Origin of the sequence: Bremerella cremea (assembly GCF_003335505.1) — a bacterium.
Classification (GTDB): domain Bacteria; phylum Planctomycetota; class Planctomycetia; order Pirellulales; family Pirellulaceae; genus Bremerella; species Bremerella cremea_A.
The window spans coordinates 1-23300 of sequence record NZ_QPEX01000006.1; the positions used below are offsets into that span (position 1 = coordinate 1).

At 53.5% G+C, this 23300-nt stretch carries 22 protein-coding genes, 1 rRNA gene and 1 pseudogene; 17 read left to right on the forward strand and 7 right to left on the reverse strand.

Translation table 11 applies throughout. The features are described from left to right. Positions 1–97, forward strand: a 5S ribosomal RNA gene (gene rrf, locus DTL42_RS00510); the annotation flags it as partial. A 233-nt stretch (positions 98–330) separates the two neighbouring features. Here rrf and DTL42_RS00515 read toward each other — a convergent pair. From DTL42_RS00515 to DTL42_RS00525, 3 genes are all read right to left on the reverse strand, one after another. After that, positions 331–1557 (reverse strand): hypothetical protein, encoded by a 1227-nt coding sequence (locus tag DTL42_RS00515; protein WP_114366719.1) that lies wholly within the window; start codon positions 1555–1557, stop codon positions 331–333. Further along, positions 1557–2099: an RNA polymerase sigma factor gene (locus DTL42_RS00520; protein ID WP_114366720.1), complete on the reverse strand. Its 543-nt coding sequence runs from the start codon at positions 2097–2099 to the stop codon at positions 1557–1559. Before DTL42_RS00520 ends, DTL42_RS00515 begins: the two co-directional genes overlap by 1 nt. 188 nt (positions 2100–2287) lie before the next feature. After that, a complete protein-coding gene (locus tag DTL42_RS00525; RefSeq protein ID WP_114366721.1) occupies positions 2288–2875 on the reverse strand; it encodes a Maf family protein in 588 nt (195 codons plus the stop codon). A gap of 27 nt (positions 2876–2902) precedes the next feature. Between DTL42_RS00525 and DTL42_RS00530 the strand changes: the two genes are divergently transcribed. The 8 genes from DTL42_RS00530 (at position 2903) to DTL42_RS00565 (ending at position 8235) form a co-directional block, all read left to right on the forward strand. After that, positions 2903–3568, forward strand: a complete 666-nt coding sequence (locus DTL42_RS00530) for an RluA family pseudouridine synthase (protein ID WP_114366722.1) — start codon at positions 2903–2905, stop codon at positions 3566–3568. A gap of 146 nt (positions 3569–3714) precedes the next feature. Then, complete coding sequence (locus tag DTL42_RS00535; RefSeq protein WP_114366723.1) at positions 3715–5103, forward strand: serine/threonine protein kinase; 1389 nt, start codon at positions 3715–3717, stop codon at positions 5101–5103. Positions 5104–5259: 156 nt separating this feature from the next. After that, positions 5260–5715 (forward strand): SRPBCC family protein, encoded by a 456-nt coding sequence (locus DTL42_RS00540; RefSeq protein WP_114366724.1) that lies wholly within the window; start codon positions 5260–5262, stop codon positions 5713–5715. Between the two features lie 29 nt (positions 5716–5744). Next, positions 5745–5963 carry a DNA-binding protein gene (locus tag DTL42_RS00545; RefSeq protein ID WP_114366725.1) on the forward strand — a complete coding sequence of 73 codons (219 nt, stop codon included), beginning with the start codon at positions 5745–5747 and terminating at the stop codon, positions 5961–5963. A 53-nt stretch (positions 5964–6016) separates the two neighbouring features. Beyond that, positions 6017–6424 (forward strand): DoxX family protein, encoded by a 408-nt coding sequence (locus tag DTL42_RS00550; RefSeq protein WP_261341587.1) that lies wholly within the window; start codon positions 6017–6019, stop codon positions 6422–6424. 53 nt (positions 6425–6477) lie between these two features. After that, positions 6478–6951 carry a VOC family protein gene (locus tag DTL42_RS00555; protein WP_114366726.1) on the forward strand — a complete coding sequence of 158 codons (474 nt, stop codon included), beginning with the start codon at positions 6478–6480 and terminating at the stop codon, positions 6949–6951. Between the two features lie 175 nt (positions 6952–7126). Then, positions 7127–7423 (forward strand): hypothetical protein, encoded by a 297-nt coding sequence (locus DTL42_RS00560; RefSeq protein ID WP_114366727.1) that lies wholly within the window; start codon positions 7127–7129, stop codon positions 7421–7423. Positions 7424–7458: 35 nt separating this feature from the next. After that, positions 7459–8235 carry a HEPN domain-containing protein gene (locus DTL42_RS00565; RefSeq protein WP_114366728.1) on the forward strand — a complete coding sequence of 259 codons (777 nt, stop codon included), beginning with the start codon at positions 7459–7461 and terminating at the stop codon, positions 8233–8235. 18 nt (positions 8236–8253) lie between these two features. On the opposite strand, the gene DTL42_RS00570 is transcribed toward DTL42_RS00565, so the two are convergent. After that, positions 8254–8967: a DUF1294 domain-containing protein gene (locus tag DTL42_RS00570; protein WP_114366729.1), complete on the reverse strand. Its 714-nt coding sequence runs from the start codon at positions 8965–8967 to the stop codon at positions 8254–8256. Positions 8968–9053: 86 nt separating this feature from the next. Beyond that, complete coding sequence (locus tag DTL42_RS00575; RefSeq protein WP_114366730.1) at positions 9054–9725, reverse strand: GNAT family N-acetyltransferase; 672 nt, start codon at positions 9723–9725, stop codon at positions 9054–9056. A gap of 330 nt (positions 9726–10055) precedes the next feature. Between DTL42_RS00575 and DTL42_RS00580 the strand changes: the two genes are divergently transcribed. From DTL42_RS00580 to DTL42_RS00595, 4 genes are all read left to right on the forward strand, one after another. After that, positions 10056–10322, forward strand: a complete 267-nt coding sequence (locus DTL42_RS00580; RefSeq protein ID WP_199590005.1) for a tyrosine-type recombinase/integrase — start codon at positions 10056–10058, stop codon at positions 10320–10322. A 156-nt stretch (positions 10323–10478) separates the two neighbouring features. Then, positions 10479–10964, forward strand: coding sequence for a hypothetical protein (locus DTL42_RS00585; RefSeq protein WP_114366731.1), 486 nt, complete (start codon positions 10479–10481; stop codon positions 10962–10964). Positions 10965–11658: 694 nt separating this feature from the next. Then, positions 11659–11934, forward strand: coding sequence for a tyrosine-type recombinase/integrase (locus DTL42_RS00590; RefSeq protein ID WP_114366732.1), 276 nt, complete (start codon positions 11659–11661; stop codon positions 11932–11934). 233 nt (positions 11935–12167) lie between these two features. Continuing rightward, on the forward strand, positions 12168–12524 hold the full coding sequence (locus DTL42_RS00595) for a hypothetical protein (RefSeq protein WP_114366733.1): 357 nt from the start codon (positions 12168–12170) through the stop codon (positions 12522–12524). Positions 12525–13356: 832 nt separating this feature from the next. On the opposite strand, the gene DTL42_RS00600 is transcribed toward DTL42_RS00595, so the two are convergent. After that, on the reverse strand, positions 13357–13542 hold the full coding sequence (locus DTL42_RS00600) for a hypothetical protein (protein ID WP_147274109.1): 186 nt from the start codon (positions 13540–13542) through the stop codon (positions 13357–13359). 425 nt (positions 13543–13967) lie between these two features. On the opposite strand from DTL42_RS00600, the gene DTL42_RS00610 reads away from it, so the two are divergent. Further along, positions 13968–15017: a class I SAM-dependent methyltransferase gene (locus tag DTL42_RS00610; RefSeq protein WP_114366736.1), complete on the forward strand. Its 1050-nt coding sequence runs from the start codon at positions 13968–13970 to the stop codon at positions 15015–15017. Between the two features lie 232 nt (positions 15018–15249). On the opposite strand, the pseudogene DTL42_RS00615 reads toward DTL42_RS00610, so the two are convergent. Beyond that, positions 15250–18252, reverse strand: a pseudogene (locus DTL42_RS00615) (HD domain-containing protein). A gap of 829 nt (positions 18253–19081) precedes the next feature. Between DTL42_RS00615 and DTL42_RS00625 the strand changes: the two are divergent. The 3 genes from DTL42_RS00625 to DTL42_RS00635 all read left to right on the forward strand — a co-directional run bounded on the left by DTL42_RS00625 (position 19082) and on the right by DTL42_RS00635 (position 23271). Next, positions 19082–19471 carry a hypothetical protein gene (locus tag DTL42_RS00625; protein WP_147274110.1) on the forward strand — a complete coding sequence of 130 codons (390 nt, stop codon included), beginning with the start codon at positions 19082–19084 and terminating at the stop codon, positions 19469–19471. A 167-nt stretch (positions 19472–19638) separates the two neighbouring features. Further along, positions 19639–21690, forward strand: coding sequence for a WD40 repeat domain-containing protein (locus DTL42_RS00630; protein WP_114366740.1), 2052 nt, complete (start codon positions 19639–19641; stop codon positions 21688–21690). Positions 21691–21777: 87 nt separating this feature from the next. Further along, complete coding sequence (locus tag DTL42_RS00635; RefSeq protein ID WP_114366741.1) at positions 21778–23271, forward strand: cation:proton antiporter; 1494 nt, start codon at positions 21778–21780, stop codon at positions 23269–23271. The last annotated feature ends 29 nt before the right edge of the window (positions 23272–23300 follow it).

Here is a 23300-nt window from a genome sequence, read left to right on the forward strand (position 1 = left end):
ATGGTTGTGGAAACACCTGTTCCCATTCCGAACACAGCAGTTAAGCACAACCAGCCGATGATAGTGCCCACCAGTGCGAAAGTAGGTATCGCCGGATTCATTTATACAAAACAAGCCCCAGCTTATCTAAGCGGGGCTTTTTTGTTGCGCTGTTGCTAACTTTTCACCAAGACTTAGCACGTTCGCTATGGCTATCGGTCTTGTTCTCTTAGTTATTGAGCCCCACGCTGCCAGCCTTGCCGCGACATCAGAACGTGGCCGACCTGGTTTATAGGGTGGCCCCACGATGCAGCAGTTGTTTATCGCAACCGGGTTCCGAGGGAAACCTTCTTAAGGTACTCGCGCCACGCTTATCTCAACGACTCTTCCTTTTGCGAAAGAAAAAGTTAGTCCGTTCCAAGGATAAGAGATTAGCGCGGCATTAGAATGTCGGCTTGGCTCCCCATAGGCTGCGATTACTTCCTCCCGCGTTGAGCCGATCCGAATTCCTTCTTCCGTTTGTCCTGGAAACGAATGTTGGTAAGCACCACGGTTAGACACGACAATAATCCCAAGTCGTCCTAGCTGGACATGGCCGGCTAACTGTAGCTCCAGCCCCATGGAAGGGTACTTGAGTGTGTATTCTGAGTTGATCGTGACTTCCGGTTCCCCCAGTATGGCGACAATCTCACTCCGTGACATGCCGAAGTGAATATCGCCGATCCCTTTTTGCGGTTTCAAGACCAGGTGCGTCGCCTCTTCCGCGCGTAGCGGCTCTTTCAGGGTAGGGTGTTTGTATTCTTGATATCCTTCTGGGATGCGGAACTGGAAAGCTGCCTGATCTACCGGAACATCGAACTGCATTTCTTCTACCAGGAAAAATTCCTGCTTGGTTTTCATAAGCAGCACCTTCATTCGGACCGGCATGCTCGTTTCTTCGTCTCGCCACACATGCACTTCAACCGCCTGTTTAATTTCACCGGCAGCTATTTCTGTTTGCCCAGCCCAGCCTCGATACCGCTTTTCGGAAGATGGCACATAATCTTCAATCGGTTCCGCAGCCGAATTGGCCAAACCCGTTAACATTTCTCGTAAATTCGGACGCCATTGCTCAGGCATGAGCTTCGAACGCTTAGCGATCTTTAATTGATGATCCAGCTCAAATACTTCTTTCAAGTCGGCATCCCAAATCACTTCCGACTTCCCATCCATGTCGACGACTCGCGTTTGCTTCCCCATTTCGGTTATCGTGATCCCGCGTTCCTGTTGGTTGTCGATTATCTTGGCCTGGAAAGTCTTGGTTTGTTCAACGGCTGCCAGCATTTGGGCGAATACCGATGTTGATTTGCCAGGCTGAATCCAAGCTAACGCCGCTAAAACCAAAAGAATGCTCGCCGCAAGCACGAGTTGTCCTCGTCTGCTGCTTGAGATGCGACTTTTCTGAGGCTCTGCTGGGTGCGGAATTGCAATTTCGCTGAGCAATTCTGCCGGAACATCTGAAGTGGGGAACGATTTCATGGCTGCTATCGCGTCGGCAAGACGATTTTCTGGCTGGTCTAAACCACGTTCTTTATCCATCACTTGGCTCTCCCTTCCGGGGCAAAAACAGATAGTTTGGTTTGCAGTACCTTACGGGCACGAAATAGAAGCACGCCCAAGTGATTGACCGTCACGCCCAGCACAGAAGCGGCATCTTCGTGCGAGACTTCTTCGATCGCCGTCAAAACAAAGGCCGTGGCCTGGTCGGGCGGGATTTCGATCAAGGCAAAACGCAACGCTTCCCGCAGTTCCTCTTCTGCCAGCACTGCTTCGGGGTTGAAAGATCGCTGCGCTGGCATGGAATCAGGCTCGGCAACTGTTGTTCTGCCTCGCTCGCGGATTCGCCGGCGGACCAGATCGATGGCTCGGGCGGCAGCGATTTTTTTCAGTAAGGCATTCGGGTTACGAACCGGCGACTTTTTGTCGGCCTGAGCGGCGTATTGAAGATACGTTTGCTGAAAACAATCGGCTGCGTCGTGCCCATCGTCACCTAACAGGCGGACGATAACATTCCACACGCTTTGCCCATGCTCGCGCAGCAAACAAGAGTTGGTCGATTGGTTCGTGGGCGCGTCATTCAAACTTCAGGCTCCTTCCCCCTTTAGGTCGCCTGAGTTTCGTTTTCATTACAGGACCGTATTATTTTCTGAAAAGCGAACCTATCCCGGCCCGATCATGTGAGATATTTCTTTTCCTAGGATTCGTCTTGAACGATAGCCGATCGGCTCGAGATCCGCGATCTGCCGTGGGGTGAAGTTTTTTTTGAGGCTCAATCAGCCAGGGGCATCTGGTTTAACATGCGTTCGAGCAGTTCCATCGGCAGGCCGACGACGTTGGACAGGCTTCCTTCGTCGATGCTGACCCAGCCGGTGCGGTCTTGGATGCCGAACGCGCCAGCTTTGCCTTCCCATAGGCCAGAGTCGAGGTACTCTTCGATTTGGTCGTCAGTAAGGTTGGCCATTCTTACGGTGGTTTGGTCGACATCGACGATGATTTTGTCGCTGGGACGATGCCACAAGCAAATTGCCGACCAGACAAAATGATCTTGGCCACGCAGCGTACGTAAAATTTCGCCAGCATGGGCTCGGTCGCGAGGCTTGCCGAGAGGCTGCCCGTTGAGTTCGGCCAGGGTATCGCCGGCCAGGACGATGCCCCTTTCCACCCGCTGGGCCACGTCGGCTGCTTTTTCTTGCGCAATTCGCAAAACCGCATCGCGGGGTAGTTCGTCTTTTCGAGGAGGAGACTCGGCGTGAGGATGAGGCGTGACTACGGTCACTTCGTACCCAGCCTCCCGTAAGAGGTGTTGTCGCCGAGGGGACTGACTGGCCAAAATGAGAGAAGTCTTGCTGTTTGCCATCCAACCGTTTCTCAAGAAAGAGTTACGTTGCCTCGCCTGGAAGTTTTGTACGAAGATAACCACCTGATTGCCATCACGAAACCGGCGGACCTGCCCACAATGGGAGTTAGCGAGGGAGAGGCAAGCGCGGTCACGCTGGTAAAGGATTACCTGAAACAGAAATATCACAAACCAGGTAATGTTTATTTAGGCGTTGTGAGTCGCTTAGACCGGATGGTGACCGGCGTGTTGCTGTTTGCCCGCACCTCGAAGGCGGCCAAACGGCTTAATGAGCAGTTTCGCGAACGCACTACGGAAAAGCAGTACCAGGCCATCGTCGCCGGCCAGGGAAGCATTAGCCCCGGTAAACTTACCGACTGGCTGCGCAAAGACGAACAAAACCACCGTATGATTGCCTCGCGGCACGACGGCCCAGGCGGGCAAAAGGCCGAACTGCAAATTGAAAGTGTCCAAGAGTTGCCCCAAGGATACTTGCTGGAAATCAAACTTCTGACAGGCCGCAAGCATCAGATTCGCGTGCAGTTGTCGAGCCGCCGGCTGCCGATCGTCGGAGACCGTAAGTATGGCAGTAATTCGCCGTTTCCGGCAGGAATTGCCCTGCATGCGGCACAGCTAGAAATTATCCATCCTGTTTCCCGCGAAAAGCTTCGTTTTCGCTCGGCTTTGCCTCAGAGTTGGGAAAACTTTATTTAGAATGGGGTGTTAAAAGCAACCGGTCAGAACATCTCCTCAAACGAAATCCTGTCTTTTTGTGAAATATTGTTTCGCTTAGTCTCCCCAAGACATAAGCTCAAAAGTTAAGATAACAAAGCCTGAAGCCTCTTTTTGTCGACCTTGCGGTGCCTAGTTCTCAAACGAAAAAATTCCGAGACTCTGCGATTGCCAGCGGCCTTGTGACTGCCAAGCAGCTTGAGGACGCAATGAAGACACTGCGCGAAAACTCGCTCAAACACGAGTTTTCCGACGAAGAGCTTTCCGAGTATCTGATCAACCAGAATCTGCTCACCCAATATCAGGCCGACCAGCTTTCCAAGGGGCTCTCTAAACTTACGCTAGGCCCCTATGTCATTACCGACTGGATCGGTCAGGGGGGCATGGGCCAGGTTTTCAAGGCCGAGCACAACTTTATGGGGCGCGAAGTCGCCATCAAAGTGCTGCCTCAGCAGCGGTCGACGCCTGAATCGATTGGACGCTTCTTGCGCGAGATACGCATGCAAGCGCAGCTCGATCACTCGAACCTCGTCCGCGCTTACGACGCCGGCCAAGATGGCAACGTTCACTTTCTGGTGACTGAATATGTCCCCGGGACCGATTTGCGGCGGTTGGTAAGGGCCAAAGGGCATTTGAATCAGCATCAAGGGGCCAGCATCATTTCTCAGGCCGCCCGCGGCTTGGCGTATGCCCATGAAAAGAAGTTGATTCACCGCGACGTCAAACCAGGCAATATCCTGGTAACCCGCGATGGGACCTCGAAGGTTTCCGACCTCGGTCTGGCCGACTTCATGAACGACAACTCCGAGGAATCGAAGCTGGGCAAGATTGTCGGCACGATCGATTACCTGGCCCCGGAACAAATTCGTAACCCGCACGATGTTTCGGCCAAGTGGGATATCTACTCGCTGGGCTGCACATTCTATTACGCGTTGACCGGCAAGGTTCCTTTCCCTGGCGGCAACGTCAAAGACAAGGCCCGGCGCCACTGCGAAGAGCCACCACTGCACCCGCATCGCTTCAATCCGACGATCGATCGCGAGCTCGTCGAGATCATCGCCGAGATGATGGAGAAAGATCCGCTGCGGCGGATTTCGTCCGCCAGCGAAGTGGTCGCCCGGCTCGAACCGTGGGCTTCCGATCATCGCGCGTCCGACTTCACCGGTCAGCCGATCAAATCGGCCTGGCAACCACCGCCGCCGGTTTATTCCGGCACGGAAGGAAGCCGCTTGAACGATACCGAAGCAGGCTCGAACATCTACGAGCTTTCGGAATCGAGTTCAGAGCAGGGGAGCCAGTATTCGCAATCGACCGTCCAGTCGTTGATGGCTGACCAAGATACCAAAACCATTCGCGAATCGCGTCGTTCGTTCGGTGGCCCGCCACCGGTTCCGGTAATTACCCGTTACACGCGTCGCGAAAAGCAACTGATGATGGCCTTAGTCTTCGGCCTGCCAGCTTCGGCAGTGTTTGGGGCGATTGTGGCCTACGTGGCAACCGTTTTAAGCCGCGGTTAGCTCTTTCTCTGGGGCGAATGCTACTTCTGGCGTTCGTGTTCTGCGCACTTCTGAATAGTACTCGCAACAATTTCTTGCTGCCCCCTGTCGATTAGTCGGTTCCTCGTTCGACCATTGGTAAAACGCCATCGGTTCCCGCCCAAGAGGAAACAGTTCATGACTAATTCGCTAAGCTCTGTCCGTCTCCATCGCGTGCTTCGTGCCCCAACCGAACGCGTGTATCGGGCATTTCTCGACCCCGACGCGTTGTGCCGTTGGCTGCCGCCGTATGGTTTTCTGGGGAAAGTCGATCGAATCGATCCCCAAGTCGGCGGCAGCTATCACATGACCTTTATCAACTTCAGCACGGGGCACAGCCACAGCTTTGAAAGCACGTTTCTAGAACTGGTACCAGGCGAGCGAATCCGTTCGGCAGGTAAATTTGATGAGTCTGGGCTCGATGGGGGCATGAACCGAACAATCACGCTGCGCAAAGTAAGCTGCGGAACCGAGATTGAAATTGAACAGGAATTTCCCGCAGCCATTCCTGCGGAGATGTGTTATCTCGGCTGGCAGGAATCGCTCGCGCAGCTTGCTCAGCTTGTCGAGCCAGAGATTCCAGGGCAGCCGTGATCGCAGTCACTTTTCGACGGATAGAATCGATGGCCAGGAAGAAGCCACGCAAGCAAACCCCGTTACCCAAGATGGCCAAGCCTGCCTTGCGAGTGCTGCAAGTCGAGTTGGGAAGCGAGACCTTGGAGGAAGTTTGCCAGTACAGCCGGCGCCAGGTGCTTGCCCTGCACGGCATGGGCCCCAGTGCCATGGCAATCCTAGAGCAAGCATTGGCCGCCAACGGCTTGTGTTTTGCCAACGATTCGTAACTTTTAGCCGCCTCTTTTTTCGCCACACCTCAGCATCTTTCGGGAGAATCCTTTTGCAGAAGTCCAACAAGTTCGCCATCGCTGGCTGGGTACTCAGCGGTTTGCTCGCTGCCTTTCTGATCATTGCCAGCGGGATGGGTAAGTTCACCCAATGGGAAGGCAAAGCCGAGATGTTCGCCAAGATGGGCTGGACCGAAGAGGTGATGTTTACGATCGGCATCGTTGAAGTCGCCATCGCGGTTTTGTTTCTCATTCCGCAAACCGCGTTTGTGGCGGCCATTTTGCTAACAGGCTACCTAGGGGGCGCCGTCGCAACGCATGTGCGAGTAGACGATCCTTTTTTCTTTCCGATCCTCATCGGCGTGCTGGTTTGGGTGGCACTGGGCCTACGTCAGCCGGTGATTTTCCGTTTAGCAATCGGGCAAAGTAGCGCGAACACTTCTGTCGTCGACGAAAGCTGATCAAGCCTACTTTCAACGAATTCATAACCCGCCATCCTTAAGCAGGTCAGGCAATGCAATTTCAAAACAAGATTACGCCGTTCCTTTCGTTTCCAAACGAAGCCGAAGAGGCTGCGAACTTTTATGTGTCGCTACTGCCTGGTTCGCAGATCGTGCGCACCCTTCGCAATCCGCATTCGGGCGACGTGATGACCGTTGAGTTTGAACTGGCCGGCATGACCTTTGTCGCATTGAATACCGGTCAAGACTGGCCGTTCAGCAACGCTTTCTCGCTGGCCATCAGCTGCGAAAATCAAGCCGAGATCGACGACCTCTGGACCAAGCTACTCGACGGCGGCAAGGAAATGGCCTGCGGCTGGCTCAGCGACAAGTTCGGCGTCCCCTGGCAAATCGTCCCCGCCGCCATCGGCCCCATGCTGTCCGACCCCGACCCAAAGCGGGCCAAACGGGTGTTTGATGCGATGTGCCAGATGATCAAACTGGACATTGCGACGCTGCAAGCGGCTTATGATGAAGGAAACGGCTAAGAAAGTAGTGCTTGTGTGGTGGCTGCTTTCTTGGGCTTGTTAGAGGACTCCAGCACTGGGAGACATCCTCCCTTTTGACGGTGGTTGACTCAAATCAGATTGGCTGAGCGAATATCAAAGGATATAATACTAGCATCGAAAAAACTCCTAACACCTGTTGGTGCAGAGGTAAGACATGCCGGCATTATCAACCTCCGAAGCTTCCGAGCTGTTAGCACAGGGCATCGAAAAAGCCAAGCCAACCGTTCTAAGGGAGATTAACGCAGAACTGTTTCCGGAGGAAGTTGCAAACAAAACTCGGACTGTCAGTGAGCTTACAAGCCACGTTCGAGGTGGCCTGACTGCAGAAGAACTTGTTGATCTCTGGAACGTCGTATTTCCCGCTCATCGTAACGTTTGGTACGACGAGGAAGACATGAAGATCCACTACAATGAACAAACACTCGGTTATGCCGAGGGAATTGAACGTTAGTTCTAACGAACTATAAATGCCTTTGGGAAAAGAGTGTGCCTGCTACAGCCCTGCAACACTTCAAGGACGATATTAAGCGAGCGAAGGCAATTCGGACGCATGCAGACTCGCTCCCCACGCAAACTATTCTTGAAAAGCAACTTCGCTCTGACTTGCTACGAAGTGCTTGGATGTTTGCAGTTGGAGCACTTGATGCCTATTTTTGCGATGCCTACACAGATATCATCGCCGCAACCGCTAGTTCAAAAAGTCGTCAACCCTCAATCACTCTTCCGGAGTGGTTCTACGAAATAAAATTTCCGCTACGAGCCATTCTTGAGGAGTACGATAATCAGAATTGGCGTTGGCGGATGGCCGCCAGAAAGATGATGGAACGAGAAAACGTTACTAGCCTGTCGGCAATACAAAGTCTCTTTAATAAGTTTTTTCGTGATAAGCAGAAGTTCTTCCAAGATCTACTTGATGTTTGGATGTCAGATCAGGATGCAAAGATTCGGCTATTCGGGATCTCACGAACGGATTACCTGGCAATGAACGATCCTACTGACAAACGCAGTGCCCGTGATGCTGCCAAGGCTCAGTTCAAAGAGCGCTTTCAAGTCATCTTTCAGAGACGACACGACTGTATCCATAACTGCGATCGACCGCGTGTTTCCCCTCAACCACTTGAACGTGGCGGCACAGTCCTGAAAGTCATCCAAGATATTGAATTCCTAGTTACCCGTTGCGACGAGCATATCAATGCTGAATTCCGTGAGTTCCTAGTCAGGTTCGGCTGCTCACCAGCGACTATTACCATAGCTGGGTATTAAGTTCAATCGCGTGAACGCTTACCATTTGTTGGCCGTACGCTTTAAGTTAGACAACATAGTATCCATGTCTGGCCAAGTCTGTTTGTAGGCCAACGCCTTCTGCCACACTTGTTCGATCCATTGATCGACGATGCCGGCATCGCCAATCCAGATGAGGTAGCAAATCGCGCATACGTTTAATGTGACCGTAAACCAAAAGGAAACTAAGAATTCCACCTTGCTGGACTTATGCCAGAAGAGGTACTGTGCTGCCAAGCCGCCTGGCCAGCCGCCGATTAGTCCTAAGAAAAGCAACGTCGATTCTGGTGTCCGCCATTTGCCTTGCTGGGCGAAGATTTTATCCCGACCGTAAACAATGAGCGTGATCAGGCTCAGGACTCCGTAGACCACCACCACCAGCCAAGAGATACGCTGAAAATAGGCAGAAGCGGCTAAGAAGCTGATAAAGAAGAGGACAAATAACAACGGGAAAGTGCTGTTCTGTTGAGTTTGCCGCCCGGTGAATTGCCTGGCAGGGCGTGGCTGATCGAAGAAACGAACCGACTTGGCCTCTGGCTTTCCTTCTTTTCCATCGGTGACTTCAAAGCTAACGATTTCGCCGACTTCTGGTCGCCGCCCCGAGGCAGTAAACGCTTTGATATGTACAAAGACGGCGTCTTCGACTTCATCCCAAGTGATGAAGCCAAAGCCTCGGTCATCATTCCAGTAGGTAATCTTTCCCTGGAGACGCATTCCACACTCTTCCTTGCCACACTTCGCCCAGGCCTTCAGGCAACAATCACCAGTTTATCCGAACAGCGAATGCGTAGGCTATCGGGCTACAACGCCCCTTTCAATTCGCTCAAATCGAACTCGTTTGGCGGTGGGCAGGCAGGGTTCACCCATTGGATAACGACGGCCCAGCCATCGCTTTCTGTGTCGTGTTGTAGATAGCCGTGGATTGGTCGCACGACGGTCCAGCCATCTTTCAGGTGGATGCTAAGCACAGGGTCAAAACGTTTTCCGGCGACGACTTCTTCGACGTAATCGGCGGCGCTTATTTCGTGGCTCTGTTTGCCGTAACCGGGCAAGCGGCTGGCTCCGACCATGCGCCAGAGTTGTTCCTCTTGCACCAGGAAGCGAGCCTGATCGGTCAGCGCGTGGGCGATGCCGTGGTGTTGATGCGTGGGATGAACCATGATATCGGCGCCGTACAGTGTCGGCCCATCGGCGTTATGATCGAGGAACGATCCGCCTGAGGTGAGAATGTCCCACGAGTCGTCAATGTGAAAATCCATCATCCGCAGCCGCAGCGTGAAGTGAACTCCGGCAACTTCGTCCCGGCTATTCTCGACCGCCACAAACTGCCCCTGAGGAAAAACCTGGCGATGGTCTTCCAACTCTGCGACGGTGTAGGGAACCTCGGTCGGATAAACAAGCCGGCAAATCTCGATGATCGCTTCGTAATCTTCAGGGGCTACGTGACGAATGCTGTAGTTAGATGGAAGCATAGAACGGCGGTTCCCCAACGAGGTTACAAACAAAGCGACAAGCCGCTACCGCAACTGCCCTGCGAAACAACTCGCCCCCAAAATATCCCACACACCAACATGGCGTAATCAAAGTCTTCGCCCCGATTGGAGGGTCCGCAAGTCAGAAAGAGACGCTTCTGGAAAGCTTGTTGGGGCTAGAACCAGTATAACCGATGCGGTCGGCATGGGTCTGCCAGCCCCCTGGAAGACATTCCTCCACCTGAGGTTGGAGCTCAGAAAATCGCAGGGGGCAACGAAGCGGCCCGTTGCTTTCTTAAGTTAACCGATGTGTAGCACGATTATTGTTTTGTGACTAAGGTCGGTTCGATCTTTGCGCAGTTGGCGAACGCCCACCCGCTTCACACTGCTGGGGGCAACAATGGCACACTTGTGCATATCACGAAACGAGTGACGGCTCATCCACTGTGTCACTCGTTCGCAACCAATCTGATCGAGGCGGGCTATAACATCCGTACAGTGCTGGAACTGCTTGGTCATAAAGACGTTCGCACGACAATGATCTACACATACGTCTTGCCCCTGGCTTACGGTCTGACTCGTGGTCACGGTGCGTGATAGGATGAAACGTCCTATCACGCAGCGAAAGTCTTGAAAAAGATTCAACCACCGAGTATGAAGAAGCCTTGCAACGATTGGCATCCCGCGCGTTAGGCTGACAAAGTTGCAGCCTACAGGTGATACGCTGATCACCCGATAAACAAGTTATTTGCTATGGGCCCCGCGATGATTGAAAAAAAGATCAATGTGATCCGCGAAGCCAGCACGCCTCTAATCGGGAGAAAAATCGAACGTTTCGAAACGGCCGAGATATTGCACCATGACGGAACGTGGGATGATTGGCCTGATCTGCCCATTCGCATCTACGGCAACGGCCGAACAATGCTTTCCGTATCTTGGTCACGATTTGACGACCTATGGCTGTCAAATGACACGTCGCTGCCTTTTGCTGTCGAGGACGCAACCACACGCTGGAAACCCAACGGAATCAATAAGATAACGGGAGCGATCGGCTGCACTATTCAAGGTGTGTCACTCGGTCGTGGCGAGATGTCGATCGAATCCCGCGATATTGAAATTTGGACGCGACTGGTGTTTGATCTGGATGGAAAATGGCTTGAAGTCTTCAACGCCCTGGACGAAAACGGATATGATCTGCATCTGGTCAAGCCGGATGGTGAATTTCGAAAATGCACATAACAAGGCGGTCAATCCGAGCGAGGGATCGGACGGTTTCTGAAAACAGAGGTTCTTGGCCGCCGCCGGGTTACCTTGGTCGTTATACCATAGTCTCTCATTGCTGAAGATCTTATGGCTGAATACCCAAAACGAACGTCCGAATGTTTCGGCCATTTCATCACCGCCACCATCTTGATTGCCACTTTCCTTTCATTCACGATCGGAATCGCAATCCTTACGTGGCGGGAATTTGGATTGGTAGGTGCCTTGCCAGTCTTCATTCTATCTATGGCGTTTTGGCTTCCCCGTTTCATACGATACTGGCGGTCAAAGGAGTATCCGCAGCTCACTGATGAACACAGCCTGTTTGGGGCGTCATTTGAATGCCCGAATTGCGGACGCAAGAGGTATCACAAGGACACCTGTCGTTGTGGTCACTCAGTGAAAAATTCGAATCGGAATATCCTGGGTGAATCAAATGCGTAGAGTAAACAGCTAATGCGCCGGTGTACCGAAAATGGTATAACCATACGGTGAACGGGAACCGCCGATGACGCGGGTTTGGAGATCCTAGTCTCTTGGCGGCGGCCCTGTTACCTCCGTCGCTACCAGGTACTTTGCTGATCGTCGTGGGCCCCGCCTTTCAAAATACGTAAGGAGGGCGTGCCATTTGCCTTGAAATGTTGTGCCAAATGACGGTTTGGCCTGTGCGTGCATGAAATTCGAGGGCTCAACTCATTGCAAGGATGGCAAGGATTGGTCCTGCGGGATTGTTGATCCTCGCAGTCGTTTTCGGCGGCGCCATTCCCTGCACGAATCTACCCTATCGAAAACAATATCTGCAGCGGCCCGTCGAGCGCATATCACGAAACGAGTGACGGCTCATCCACTGCGTCACTCCTTCGCAACCCATCTGATCGAGGCGGGCTACGACATCCGTACAGTGCTGGAACTGCTTGGTCACAAAGACGTTCGCACGACAATGATCTAGACACACGTCTTGCCCCTGGCTGACGGTCTGACTCGTGGTCACGGTGCGTGATAGGATGAAACGTCCTATCACGCAGCAAAAGTCTTGAAAAAAATGCAACCACCGAGTATGAAGAGCCTTGCAACGATTGGCATCCCGCGCGTTAGGCTGACAAAGTTGCAGCCTTCAGGTGATACGCTGATCATCCTATAAACAAGTTATTTGCCTTAGGAACGTCTTATCTTTCAACTCGCATGAACGACATTCCCAGAATCGACCCACTGATACTCAGCGACGCGTATCACCGTATTCTCGAATTGGGGATGGAGAATTTACAACGATTCCGCTTGCCGGGGCGTTTCGACTACCTCGCCATAGAAATCGACCATCTTCACAACCTCCCTCACTACATGCGGGAGTCCAACGTGTATGTGCACGCATACTACTTTTGCACCACGCGTCCGTTCTATATCGAGGGACTGGATTCTGTTACGGCGATTGACACGGACTTTCTAATTCGCCAGTACGAATCCAGCTGGCAACAACTTCGCGAAGGACTGACACCCTTCGCGGTCGCAATCAACATGAAAGAATACACTGAGAAACTGTGAGAGTGGCACCTAGAACCAACCGTACCGAAATCGCCGGAAAACAAAGCGATGAACACCGAGGTGAGATTTTCGTGGCTACAGAAACGACAGATTTGCGGAATGGATGCGGTTGAAGGGGGATGGTCCGTTTCGATAGCGCTGCGTTGAGCTGGACTATCTGCGATTTGTGTCGACAGTTAGCTGCTGCTGGAATCGTCCGTCGGATCGAGGTAAATTGTTGGCATTGTTCGTATAGCGTTTGGCAAAATAGGTAGGGGCCGAATGATGCTATGGGCATAGAGAGTAAATAGCGTCGTGCTGTCATCGGCTATTCGTTTGCTGTGTTTAGAATTCGAGTTGTCCGAATGAAGCGAAGTTGAACTGGGTCTAACGCATGCCTAAACGGTTTTCACTTGGCGAGTTACTCGTTCTGACTGCCGGCGTTGCTCTCTGGATCGGATGGTTTCGCATACCACCGGTGGAGTTGACCGGGTGCATTCAGGATAGGCCGACAAAGGCTGTACAGCATCTTGACGAGTACCGCATCCACGGAGAGGAGGACTATCGGCGTTGGTTCCGACGCACAATCTCGGATTCGATAGCTGCGTCTTTTCCCGGATACTCTTACCGCGTAATCGACGAGCGATCAGACCTATTGGTGATCCCGGTGTCGCGATGTGCCGCAAGCTCTCAACCGCCAGCAAGTTTTCAAGCCCGCAACCGGCTCAATGGCTCTGTCGTGTTCATTCGGCATGATTATGTTGAGACGTCTACCGCCGCACAGACGCTAGTTATTCCATCTAATGCAACCGTGATTCGTGGACCTTTTGCTTCGCCAGTTGTTGCCGACGTTTCAATCATTGCGTTGCCGATTATTCTCATCGTTTTTCTCCGGCGAAATCGACATCAGAGGATTGTGACGGAAAAAAGCGGATAACAAAGCGACGAACACCGAGCCGCAGATCGCGCGGAATTTGAAGTCAACTTCAACCGCCGCCGCCCGGTTACGCTGGACGTTAAGGGGATGAAGCTCACGCATCTTGAAGAGTCCAGTCTTAGGCACATCGCGAGCTCTCATGCCGAGCTGGCTGTTGCTCTTGCACTCGATCAGTGCAGCTCGGGCGAGTACACCGGCCCATGGCTTCTACACAAACTTCCGAGATCTCCCGCCAGGCCGACAATGGGATCGGCCACCCATCAATGACTGGGTCAGCGAAAGCCCCGATCTGGAGTACGGAGGCGGGTGCCTGCTGTGGCTGGAAGTTGTTGCCCCCAGCTGTCTTGAGATTTATGCGCACGGGCATGATTTTCCACAGCAGATATCTTTCTTTTCCCTCTCGCCTTGGCCCGCCAACACGCTATCCTAGGGGAATTAGCATACCTCGATCGAACAAAAGACAGCTTGGGTTACTGGCGGAGATGTCAATAAATCCCTAAGCCTCAAAGAAACAAGGACGATTTGCAATGGATGAAACGAAGCTGAACACGCTTGTCGGTAGTGTTCTCCAAGATCTCGGCGGCGCATTCTCCGTTCCTCTTGTGCAAATCGGAGAACGCCTAGGGATTTATGCAAGGCTGAGTGAGTTGGGGCCATGCACGCCGAGCGAACTGGCGAACTCGATGGGCTTGGCCGAACGCTACTTGGCCGAGTGGTTGTGTGCTCAGGCCGCTTCCAAATACATCGACTACGATGCCGAATCCAATCAGTTTTCGATGACGCCAGAACAGGCTTTCATTTTTGCAAATCCCAGTAGCCCATTTTATCTGGCACCCGCTTTTGGGGCAGCAGTTGCTTTCCTGAATAACGAACCCCAGGTGCGAGAGGCGTTCCAAACTGGCAACGGCGTTTCGTGGGGCGATCAAACACAATGTCTATCATGTGCCGTTGCTCGGTTCTTCCGTCCGGGGTACGAAAATCACTTGATTCAAGCGTGGCTGCCATCGATCGATGGGATGATCGCTAAATTGGAAAAAGGGATTCGAGTTGCTGACGTTGGATGCGGCCACGGTATCACAACCGCGATCATGGCGCAGGCGTTTCCCAATTCCGAGTTTACCGGCTTTGATTTTCATGCGAACTCGATTGAAGAAGCTCGTAAGCACGCGACGTCCCACGGATTAGAGAACGTCCACTTTGAAGTCGCTTTTGCGAAAGAGATGCCTGGAAAGTATGGCCTCGTAACCGTTTTTGATTGTTTGCACGACATGGGCGATCCGGTTGGCGGAATGAAGCATATTCGTGCGGCGTTGGATTCCGATGGCTCGTGCATGATTGTTGAGCCAATGGCTGGCGATTCCGTTGCCGAGAATATGAATCCTGTCAGTCGACTTTATTATTCCGCGTCGACGATGGTCTGCGTGCCGACATCGCTCGCGCAAGAGACCGGGGCCGCCCTAGGGGCACAAGCCGGAGAGAAGAGACTGAAGGAAGTTATCGTTGCAGGTGCTGGCTTCTCTCAATGCAGTCGAATTGCCGAGACTCCGTTCAACATCGTATTGAAGGCCCAGCCTTAGCACATCACTTTCGCCATGCTGCGGCTGGCCTGCTAGGTGGGCAAGCCGCTGTAGCGGCAAAATCATGTCGATGACTGCACGGTCCTGGGCACCCGAGATCCGCCAACAGACGAGGGCGTGTCATTTGGCTTGAAATGTTGTGCGTAAGGTCGGTTTGGCCTGTGTCACGAATAGTAGCCGCGATCGTGGAGCTTTTCAGACTCGTAGTCTGCGTCGGTGGCGACAGATCTTGCTAGATCTTCGTGTACCGCGCAATATGTTTCGCAAGCATTAATTCAGCGTGCGCGCATTGCTTTTGGCGAAGTGCGGCGTCAAACGGGAGAACATCAGGGAGCCTCAGTTCGGCCCAAACGGATGCGAATTTATCTTCTTTCGGCTGAGATGAGCTAGCGTGCCGCGTCATCTGCGCGAATCCGCGGATCGCATTGTTAGATTGAATTGGACTGTTCGGTCCCAAGACGAGCGACAAAAGAGAAGATACGTCGGTGTAGGAATCGCCGCCCAGTACAGACCACCCAGCAGGCGTTAAATGTCGTATCCCCCCGCCGCCTAACTGCGGCGATCTCAAACCTTTTACATCCAGCCTATCAGCGATTATCGTTGGCATAACAAGGACCCATTCCGCGTCCTGTCCGATGATAGGCGTGATGAGCCTAGAGAACTCTTCAATGGCAACGTTCGTGTGGGAAACCGGGCCAAATCCGCCGAATACATCTAAGACAAAGGAGGCGTACGCCGTCGGAAGCATGTCTTGCTTAAAGATCGCCTTGGGAGGGAAGTGGACCATCTGATCATTCTTGTTATCACTAATGTACGAATTCGTTGACGTAAAATAAGTTGTCAGAATCCGGATGCCGGCTCGATGAACGTGCCACGCCGTAAGCGGAACCAGTCCTTTTTCTGTAACGATGTAACACGGTCCCTTAACGACCCCGTCGCCAGGACTCATGTAGCTTTGCTTTTCCCACATCGGCGCTTGAAAGGGCTCGCGATCATTTGCTGGCATTCCTGCCTGAGCGAGAAGCCAAGCACAGTGATCGAGCAAAGCGTCTCGTTCGACCGCTTCCTTGTATCCTGGGACACCAATTACGTCGTTTCGTGTCAGGTTCAGCTCAAGGTTTGATGACTGATCAATCACGAGCACGTCGGGCTGTTTCAACTCTGTAACATCAGAGAACAAGTTTCTATCGAAATTCCGGTGCCATGATGCCACAAGAATCCCGTTTGCGTACAAGCGATGCCGCCAACTCTCATTCGCTGGCCGCCAAATAACGCGGTCAAATGCATCACATTCTACGGTCCGCCATTCAGAATGATCGATATCGTTCAGTGATACCAAAACACTTTGTGGCCGAATCTCAATGTCGTCGCCTCTACGAATACGGCAGAGAATTCGTGGCGAGTCCAGACAAAACCAGTCCCAACTGCGTTGAGGGCGCATCGGATCGTACTTTCCTGCCAAGCTCTCAAATGCCTCCTTAGTGATACGAATGCAAATCGACGTGCCCAGCGGTGAAACTTGCCTTTTAAGTTCGATTTCATCGTCCGATAGCCTAGCGCGGAACTGAGTCCCGAGTCTCTCTTCGGAGTAGTGGCGGGTCGTTACGCAAACCTCGTCGCCCAGCAAAAACAGAGCAAGAGTGCCAATTCCAAATTGTCCGCAGCGAACGACACCATCCCCTTTGCCGGATGCGAATGCTCTTTGCCACTCCAAACTTCTACGAAACGAAGCGCCTGCGCAGAGAAAGTAGTCGGTGACTGTTTGTGGCGTCATGCCTACCCCACCGTCAACGACTTCAACCCAGTGCTCCCAATCATCCGGGACTCCATTCAACGAAGAGTTGTCGGACTCACCACGGGTGCAAACATCTATGATCACGTCCACTCCAATCGATCTGAGGGATTCCGCATACTGCAATTCCGCCAACTCCCGACTCAATTTTCCTGACTTCTGTAGGGATTTCCTCTCGTTAACCGCATCAATCGCATTTTGCATAAGTTCACGAATTCCGACCTCGGGGCGGTCACCGTAGAGCGGTTTTGCGAGCAGAGGCAAGAGTGCAGTTTCGGTCGCTCGAAATGCGGCCAACTTTGGAACATAACTGAGGTTTCGCTGGGACGAGTATCTGTCTCGGTCTTGGAGTGGACTTGTTACGCGACGCAGCCTAAGCCCCAGCTTCGATAGGTTCTTCACGCCTCCATAAACCTCGCCCAGCGTTGCCCACGTATGGTCCAACTCGCTTTGGATGCCTTCAACCCAACGGAGCACTGACGTGTACTGCGCGGCCGAGGACGGTTCAGCAATGATTTCGAGGCGTTCCGGGTCATTGGAACCGCCGTATCGGATATCAGTTATTGCCGCATGCGCGGCCCACTCGCGTTGGCTAATAGAAGACCGCAGTGCCTTCACTTTTAGGAGATTGGAAGGTGCTCGTTCAGCATGAAGGTCAAGATAATCAGCGATACGAAGAACACCCATTTGGTAAACCGGTACTGTTGAATAAAGGGGGCCTGTACCGCCGTGTTGGTCGATGAGCCACGTGAATGTGCTCCTGATGTTGTAGCCATGGCTCCTCGCAACGATGCCACATAGGTCTAACAACTGCGGCTGATCGTCTGGTGGAGTAATCTTTAGGCCGCCTAGTGGGCCCGGTACACAGTCAATGGCAAATTCGTGAGCGAGTCTTGGGTGATGTCGTCTTATGAACTATCCGACAAAAAGACGATCGCTCTCCGAGAGATTACCAGGGTCGTTTGTGCGGTAAATAGACAACTCATCGATTGCTCGTTTCCGCCACTCTGAGCCGAGAACTCTAGCACGCTGACGTTCAGTCCAGTGCTTTGATTCGAACAAGTAATCGTTCCACTTTTCGGCCCACGTTCCACGATCAATATTTGGAATAAGGGGCGATCGCCGACGGTCTAGGATCAACGCACGAAAGCCATCCTCCGTTATATGCATCGCCGAATCGTGAAGAAGTATGGCAACCGTAAGGCATGCTACATCCCTCGCTGAGAGCAGCCTCCAGGATTCGCTGGGAATAAGCCAATCGGCGGTATCAATAACTCGCTGAAGATGGTCTGGCCCGTGGTCAGTGAAGCCCGGGAAAAAGGGCATGCCACTCGCCTTCAGCCACGGCTCAAGAAGCAGCAGGGTCTTTGACACGAATGCCGACGCGCTACGATCCTTTGACAGTTTTGACGTGAATCGTGATGGTAAGGAAATTGCATACATCTAAGAATCGACCTGCAACTAAGCGTTATGCCCGTCGAACCACAGGCGTGTGAGCGACCATTAGATGGCGACGAATAGCAATGAACGTACGGTACCTATGGATGGACTGCACCCGGAGCACATATTCTTGTTGATACAATTGTTGAATTCAAGCGACAGGTCGCAGAATCGACGCTAACAAACGGCAAGTTGGCACGCCAAAACGAGTAGAAGATCACCCCCGTATTCGCAGCACGAGACTTCGGCCTTGTCAACTCCTCGCCAGATGAGTTCATGTGCCGTTTCTGACATCGCGGACAATGTCCCCTCGCTCTTCCAGCATCTTGGCGCGGTTGCGACCACTACTTCCCGGTAAATCAATGTCGTGTAAGCACACCGATGCGAATTAATAACGTTTGAAACTGACCGAAGTTGGACAAACCGCAGCTTTGATCGGCCGATCAGAACAATCCACGTTGAAGAAGTCTGCAATTGGTTTTGTACCAATTTGGCTTCGCTGCCTCCGGCTCTGCCAAATCCAAACACATCGATCTCCAAGTGCCCAAGGTTGGCATGACATCAGCCTTGAAATGTAGTGCCAAATGTCGGTTCAACCTGGCCGCGTAAAAAAGTTTGACGGCCCGACGCGTGTTGGGCAGGGGGCGATTAGCACGCACGAAAAGACGTGACTGTTGAGCAGCCAATCGCTAGAATTCAATTTCTGTAAATCAATTGCCTGCGCGTTCGGCTGCACATTCGCGGCCTTCAGGTAATCGGCGGAAACATCCTCTGAACAAGTTAGCCCTAGAAAATGATGACAAACGCACGGCTTCTCCTGGGGCTCTTTCTCTTGTTCACAATACTCTTGGGCACCGGTTGCTCGAAGATGTCTGCGGAAGAGGCGAAGATCCGCCAGGCATTCCCATCGATCCCGGCGGAAATGCCGATTAAGAATCTTGGCGAGATTGATTTCATCTCTGGATCACCCAAGAAGATTGAACTCGACGGCGGACAATTATTGGCGATCACGGCAACGGCTCAGATCGATAAGACAATTCAAATCATTCTTGAATACCAGTCGACCAAACATTCGCTTGGCTCTGTCATCAAGCAGTCCTATACCGAAAGCAATCAGTTTCTGCTGAAGCCCGGAATGCGATGTGCTCCTAAGCTGGGTGATGACCTGGCAGTTGTATTCCTCCCCAAGATCATCGAATCGGCAGGGGAGACTCTCCCTTAACAGTCTGTTGGTTTTCTGCTTCGGCAGCGAGTTATTGAGATTAGGGCGAGCGTACTATGCCGACTGCGTGCCAGTCCCAGAATCTATTTCCATCTCTCTTCTTGCTCCTCTAAAATATCGCTCGTCTTCACCTCTATTCCCATTCTCCGCCCCAGGAGCCCCGTTCGATGAAAGCGTTTTTCCAACTTCCTTGCCTAGGGTTGTTTTTGGCGCTCGCGCTTGGCACCAGCCAACTCCGTGCCGAGGAAACCACGGAAGAACTGACCGCGATGATCGATCGCCTTTCGCAGCGGGTACCTGCTCCGGCGTTTCATGTCGCAAGCACCTTTCAAACGCCAGCCCGGCATGGGGAATTGTTAGACCTCTCGATCGACGGCTCGCGAATGGTTTTGATGCAGGCCGATAAGAAGCTTTCGACCTGGGACGTTGACCAAGGGAAGAAGCTGGCCGAGTTTGCGGCGAAGGATGACGCGATCGATGGGATTTTGAAGATCTCGCGCGACGGCAAGTGGGTGGCGTTTGCCAGTGGGCAGAAGTGGGTTCAGCTATGGGAAGTCGATTCTGGCAAGCTAGTCCATACGTTTGACGAGATTCCCTGGAAGATCGACGACCTGGGGTTCTCGCAAGATGGCGAACTGGTGTATGCCTCTGGAACGCAGAAACAACTTTGGATCGCCAAACGTGACGGCGAAGTCGTCCAGCATCAGTCGGAACCGGTGCTGGAAGAAGAACATCGCGTCCGGGTTTGTAACTTCGGCCAAGACCGCTGGGCGACCGTGGTTGAACACGAAGATACCAAAACCCTCGACCTGACCTGGGAAACGCCGGAAGGAAACGGCCAGGCCGAACTGCCGCGCCGCAACCCTCCTAATATTGCCGGAGGTTTGGGTTTCTTTTGTGTTTACAGCGGCAACGAGTTCTTCCTCGCCCCGATGACGTTCGGCGACCCGTTTCACTCTATCACCCTGCAGTACATTCGAGACTTGCGGATCAGTTCCGTCGAGAACAGTAATCAGGCCGATTACATTTGGATGTCGACTTGGAGCGGGGCCGAAATCCGTGGTTCGTGGCGACCAAGCCGCGTCGGCCAGATGATTGTGCCACGCAACTACGATTTTCAGGTCCTGCTCATCCCGGCCCCTAACAGCAAACGGATGATCAGTCACGAACCCAACGGCCAGACCACCGTTTACGCGCTGGACGAAGGAGCCGAGATTCGCCCCTCCGCTTATCGCACGCAAACCCTACTCGGTTCGGTAATGCAGAATAAGCGTTACGACGCCATCGAAGCGATCGGCAAAGTTTGGGAGAACCGCAATATGCCGATCACCGAAGACAAATTTTCGACCGCCTACTCCGAACTGGTTCACATCGTTCGCGAGTTTCGTGACGTCCCCCGCAACGATGAAGAGCAAGCCGCCTGGCTGGCGGAGCTTGTCGAGAAGTATCCCGAGAACGACGTCTTTCGCCTGGCCCTGGCCAGCAAGTATCAATCGATCGGTACGGCCGCACGCGGCACCGGCTACGCCTATAAGGTAACCCCTGAAGGCTGGGACACGCTCGAAAAATACATCCAGAAAAGCTGGGAAACCATCGAACCAATGCTGGAACGCGAACACGTTCCGCCGGAAACATTCGTCGAAGTGATCTTCATTGCCCGCTATCAAGGCTGGAGCAACGAACGGCTTCAGCCGTATCTCGATCGGGCCCTGGAAGAATCTCCGACCTACGCTCGCATTTGGAAACAGGCCGGCTACTCTAGCTTGCCGCGGTGGGGTGGCGCACCAGGAGACACCGAAGCCCTCGCCGCCAAAGTTGCCGATCAAGTCGGAGGCACCGAAGGAGACATCATCTATGCCGAGGTCGCCCGGCAGGTGAACACTTTTTTTGATTGGCAGGAACTCGTCGACGAAGTTGGCTTCGACCAAGATCGCTTGATGCGCGGCATGGTTGCCCTCTGCGAGCGATCCCCTGACACGTTCCTCGAAAACTACTCTTTGATCGTGGCTCGCCAGTTCGACGATCACGCCGCCGCGCACAAGATCGCCACGCTTTGGAAAGAGCGCAATCACACCTACGTTCATCGCCTGTGGAAATGGGACCTGGACAAAGTCAACTCGACGCTGGCCTGGGCCTTGGCAGACGAGCCGCCGATGCCGGCCGAAGTGAACGAGGAAGAGCCTTCCCAAGAGAAAGAGGCCCCCGCAGAGAACCCGTAATCGGCAGCCCCCATTCGGCGTATCGCCTAGCGGTCAGAAACGGTTCTACCTTTTCTTCCTCTAGGGAAGTACGGTATAAAGGTGGCCATGAGCTTCTTCAACATTGCCGGTATCCTCGTTACCCTTGCAGCCGCCTTCGCGTTCATCAACCACAAACTGCTCAAGCTGCCGACAACGGTAGGCTTGATGCTGCTGGCCATGCTGCACGCGGTCGTCCTGCTGCTGATTGATTGGATCGTACCCGAGGCGGGCGCGCTCGCTGCGGTCGAGACGCTCGTTGGCTCGATCGACTTCGACCAGACGCTAATGCAGGGCATGCTTGGCTACCTGCTCTTTGCCGGGGCGTTGCATGTCGATCTCAACGACCTCAAGCAACAATCTGCGGCGATCGTTCTGCTCGCGACCGTCGGCGTCCTTACCACGACGTTCATTGTCGGCGGGCTCACCTACGTCATTACCGGCTGGCTCGGTATCGAGGTCAGCTTTATCTACTGCCTGATCTTCGGCTCGATCGTCGCCCCAACCGACCCGATCGCGGTTTTGGGGATCGTCAAGAGCCTCGGTGCCCCCAAGCCGCTAGAGACCAAGATCGCGGGCGAGTCGCTGTTTAACGATGGCGTGGGCGTGGTGGTGTTTATCGCGCTGCTAGGCATCGCCGGGTTGGGCCACCAGCAGGGGGAATCGCCTGAAGACTTAGTGCACAAGGATGCGTCCAATCACGTGATTGACCTGGGCGAAGAAGATTTGGGCAAACAACCCAACGTCGAAAGCGATGCCCCGACCGTCAGGCCTGACGCCACAACGGATGTGGCACAGTCCGAAGGCGAACATTCGCCCGATGTTCAAAAACACACCGAGAAGGCAGAGACGACCGCCATGGATGTCGCCAAGCTCTTCGCCCTTGAAGCTGGCGGCGGGCTTGCCCTGGGCTTCGTGCTGGGGGTGCTCGCGTTCGCCCTGATGCGAACCATTGACCACTATGCAACCGAGATTTTGCTTTCGCTGGCAGTGGTGACCGGCGGGTATGCCCTGGCGATGCAGCTGCACCTGTCTGGGCCATTGGCGATGGTGGTCGCGGGGCTGATCCTGGGTAACCATGGCCGAACGCTGGCGATGTCCGACAAAACGCGCGAAGACCTGGACACGTTCTGGGAATTGGTCGACGAACTGCTGAACGCGGTACTATTTGTGCTGATCGGGCTGGAGGTCTTGGTGCTCTCGTTCAAGGTGCCGTATCTGGTGGCCGGGGCCATGGCGATCCCCGCCGCGCTGCTGGCGAGGTTCCTGTCCGTCGGCATCGTGCTGAACGCGTTGAAGAAGGTGACCAACCGAGAATTCACGCCGCACGCGATTAAGGTCTTAACGTGGGGCGGCCTGCGTGGCGGGATCAGTGTGGCCCTCGCGTTATCGCTCCAGGAAGAGATCCACGCCCAGCAATCACAGTACGACAACATCGGCGAACTCGTCCTGACGATGACCTACGTCGTCGTCGCCTTCTCAATCCTCGTCGGCGGGCTAACCATGGGCCCAATGCTCCGCCGGCTGGGTCTCGCAGGGCAAGGCAAAGTAGATGCCCACTAACTTCGGAGAGTGAGCTAGCCCCGTCATCC

What these genes read in the sequence shown, in the direction of transcription:
- DTL42_RS00585 (WP_114366731.1), top strand. Translation starts at nt 10,479, where the DNA reads ATGGGCCCCGCGATGATTGAAAAAAAGATCAATGTGATCCGCGAAGCC.
- DTL42_RS00555 (WP_114366726.1), top strand. Translation starts at nt 6,478, where the DNA reads ATGCAATTTCAAAACAAGATTACGCCGTTCCTTTCGTTTCCAAACGAA.
- DTL42_RS00525 (WP_114366721.1), bottom strand. Translation starts at nt 2,875, where the DNA reads ATGGCAAACAGCAAGACTTCTCTCATTTTGGCCAGTCAGTCCCCTCGG.
- DTL42_RS00630 (WP_114366740.1), top strand. Translation starts at nt 19,639, where the DNA reads ATGAAAGCGTTTTTCCAACTTCCTTGCCTAGGGTTGTTTTTGGCGCTC.
- DTL42_RS00600 (WP_147274109.1), bottom strand. Translation starts at nt 13,542, where the DNA reads ATGCGTGAGCTTCATCCCCTTAACGTCCAGCGTAACCGGGCGGCGGCG.
- DTL42_RS00590 (WP_114366732.1), top strand. Translation starts at nt 11,659, where the DNA reads ATGAAATTCGAGGGCTCAACTCATTGCAAGGATGGCAAGGATTGGTCC.
- DTL42_RS00570 (WP_114366729.1), bottom strand. Translation starts at nt 8,967, where the DNA reads ATGCGTCTCCAGGGAAAGATTACCTACTGGAATGATGACCGAGGCTTT.
- DTL42_RS00515 (WP_114366719.1), bottom strand. Translation starts at nt 1,557, where the DNA reads ATGGATAAAGAACGTGGTTTAGACCAGCCAGAAAATCGTCTTGCCGAC.
- DTL42_RS00540 (WP_114366724.1), top strand. Translation starts at nt 5,260, where the DNA reads ATGACTAATTCGCTAAGCTCTGTCCGTCTCCATCGCGTGCTTCGTGCC.
- DTL42_RS00635 (WP_114366741.1), top strand. Translation starts at nt 21,778, where the DNA reads ATGAGCTTCTTCAACATTGCCGGTATCCTCGTTACCCTTGCAGCCGCC.
- DTL42_RS00545 (WP_114366725.1), top strand. Translation starts at nt 5,745, where the DNA reads ATGGCCAGGAAGAAGCCACGCAAGCAAACCCCGTTACCCAAGATGGCC.
- DTL42_RS00575 (WP_114366730.1), bottom strand. Translation starts at nt 9,725, where the DNA reads ATGCTTCCATCTAACTACAGCATTCGTCACGTAGCCCCTGAAGATTAC.
- DTL42_RS00595 (WP_114366733.1), top strand. Translation starts at nt 12,168, where the DNA reads ATGAACGACATTCCCAGAATCGACCCACTGATACTCAGCGACGCGTAT.
- DTL42_RS00610 (WP_114366736.1), top strand. Translation starts at nt 13,968, where the DNA reads ATGGATGAAACGAAGCTGAACACGCTTGTCGGTAGTGTTCTCCAAGAT.
- DTL42_RS00560 (WP_114366727.1), top strand. Translation starts at nt 7,127, where the DNA reads ATGCCGGCATTATCAACCTCCGAAGCTTCCGAGCTGTTAGCACAGGGC.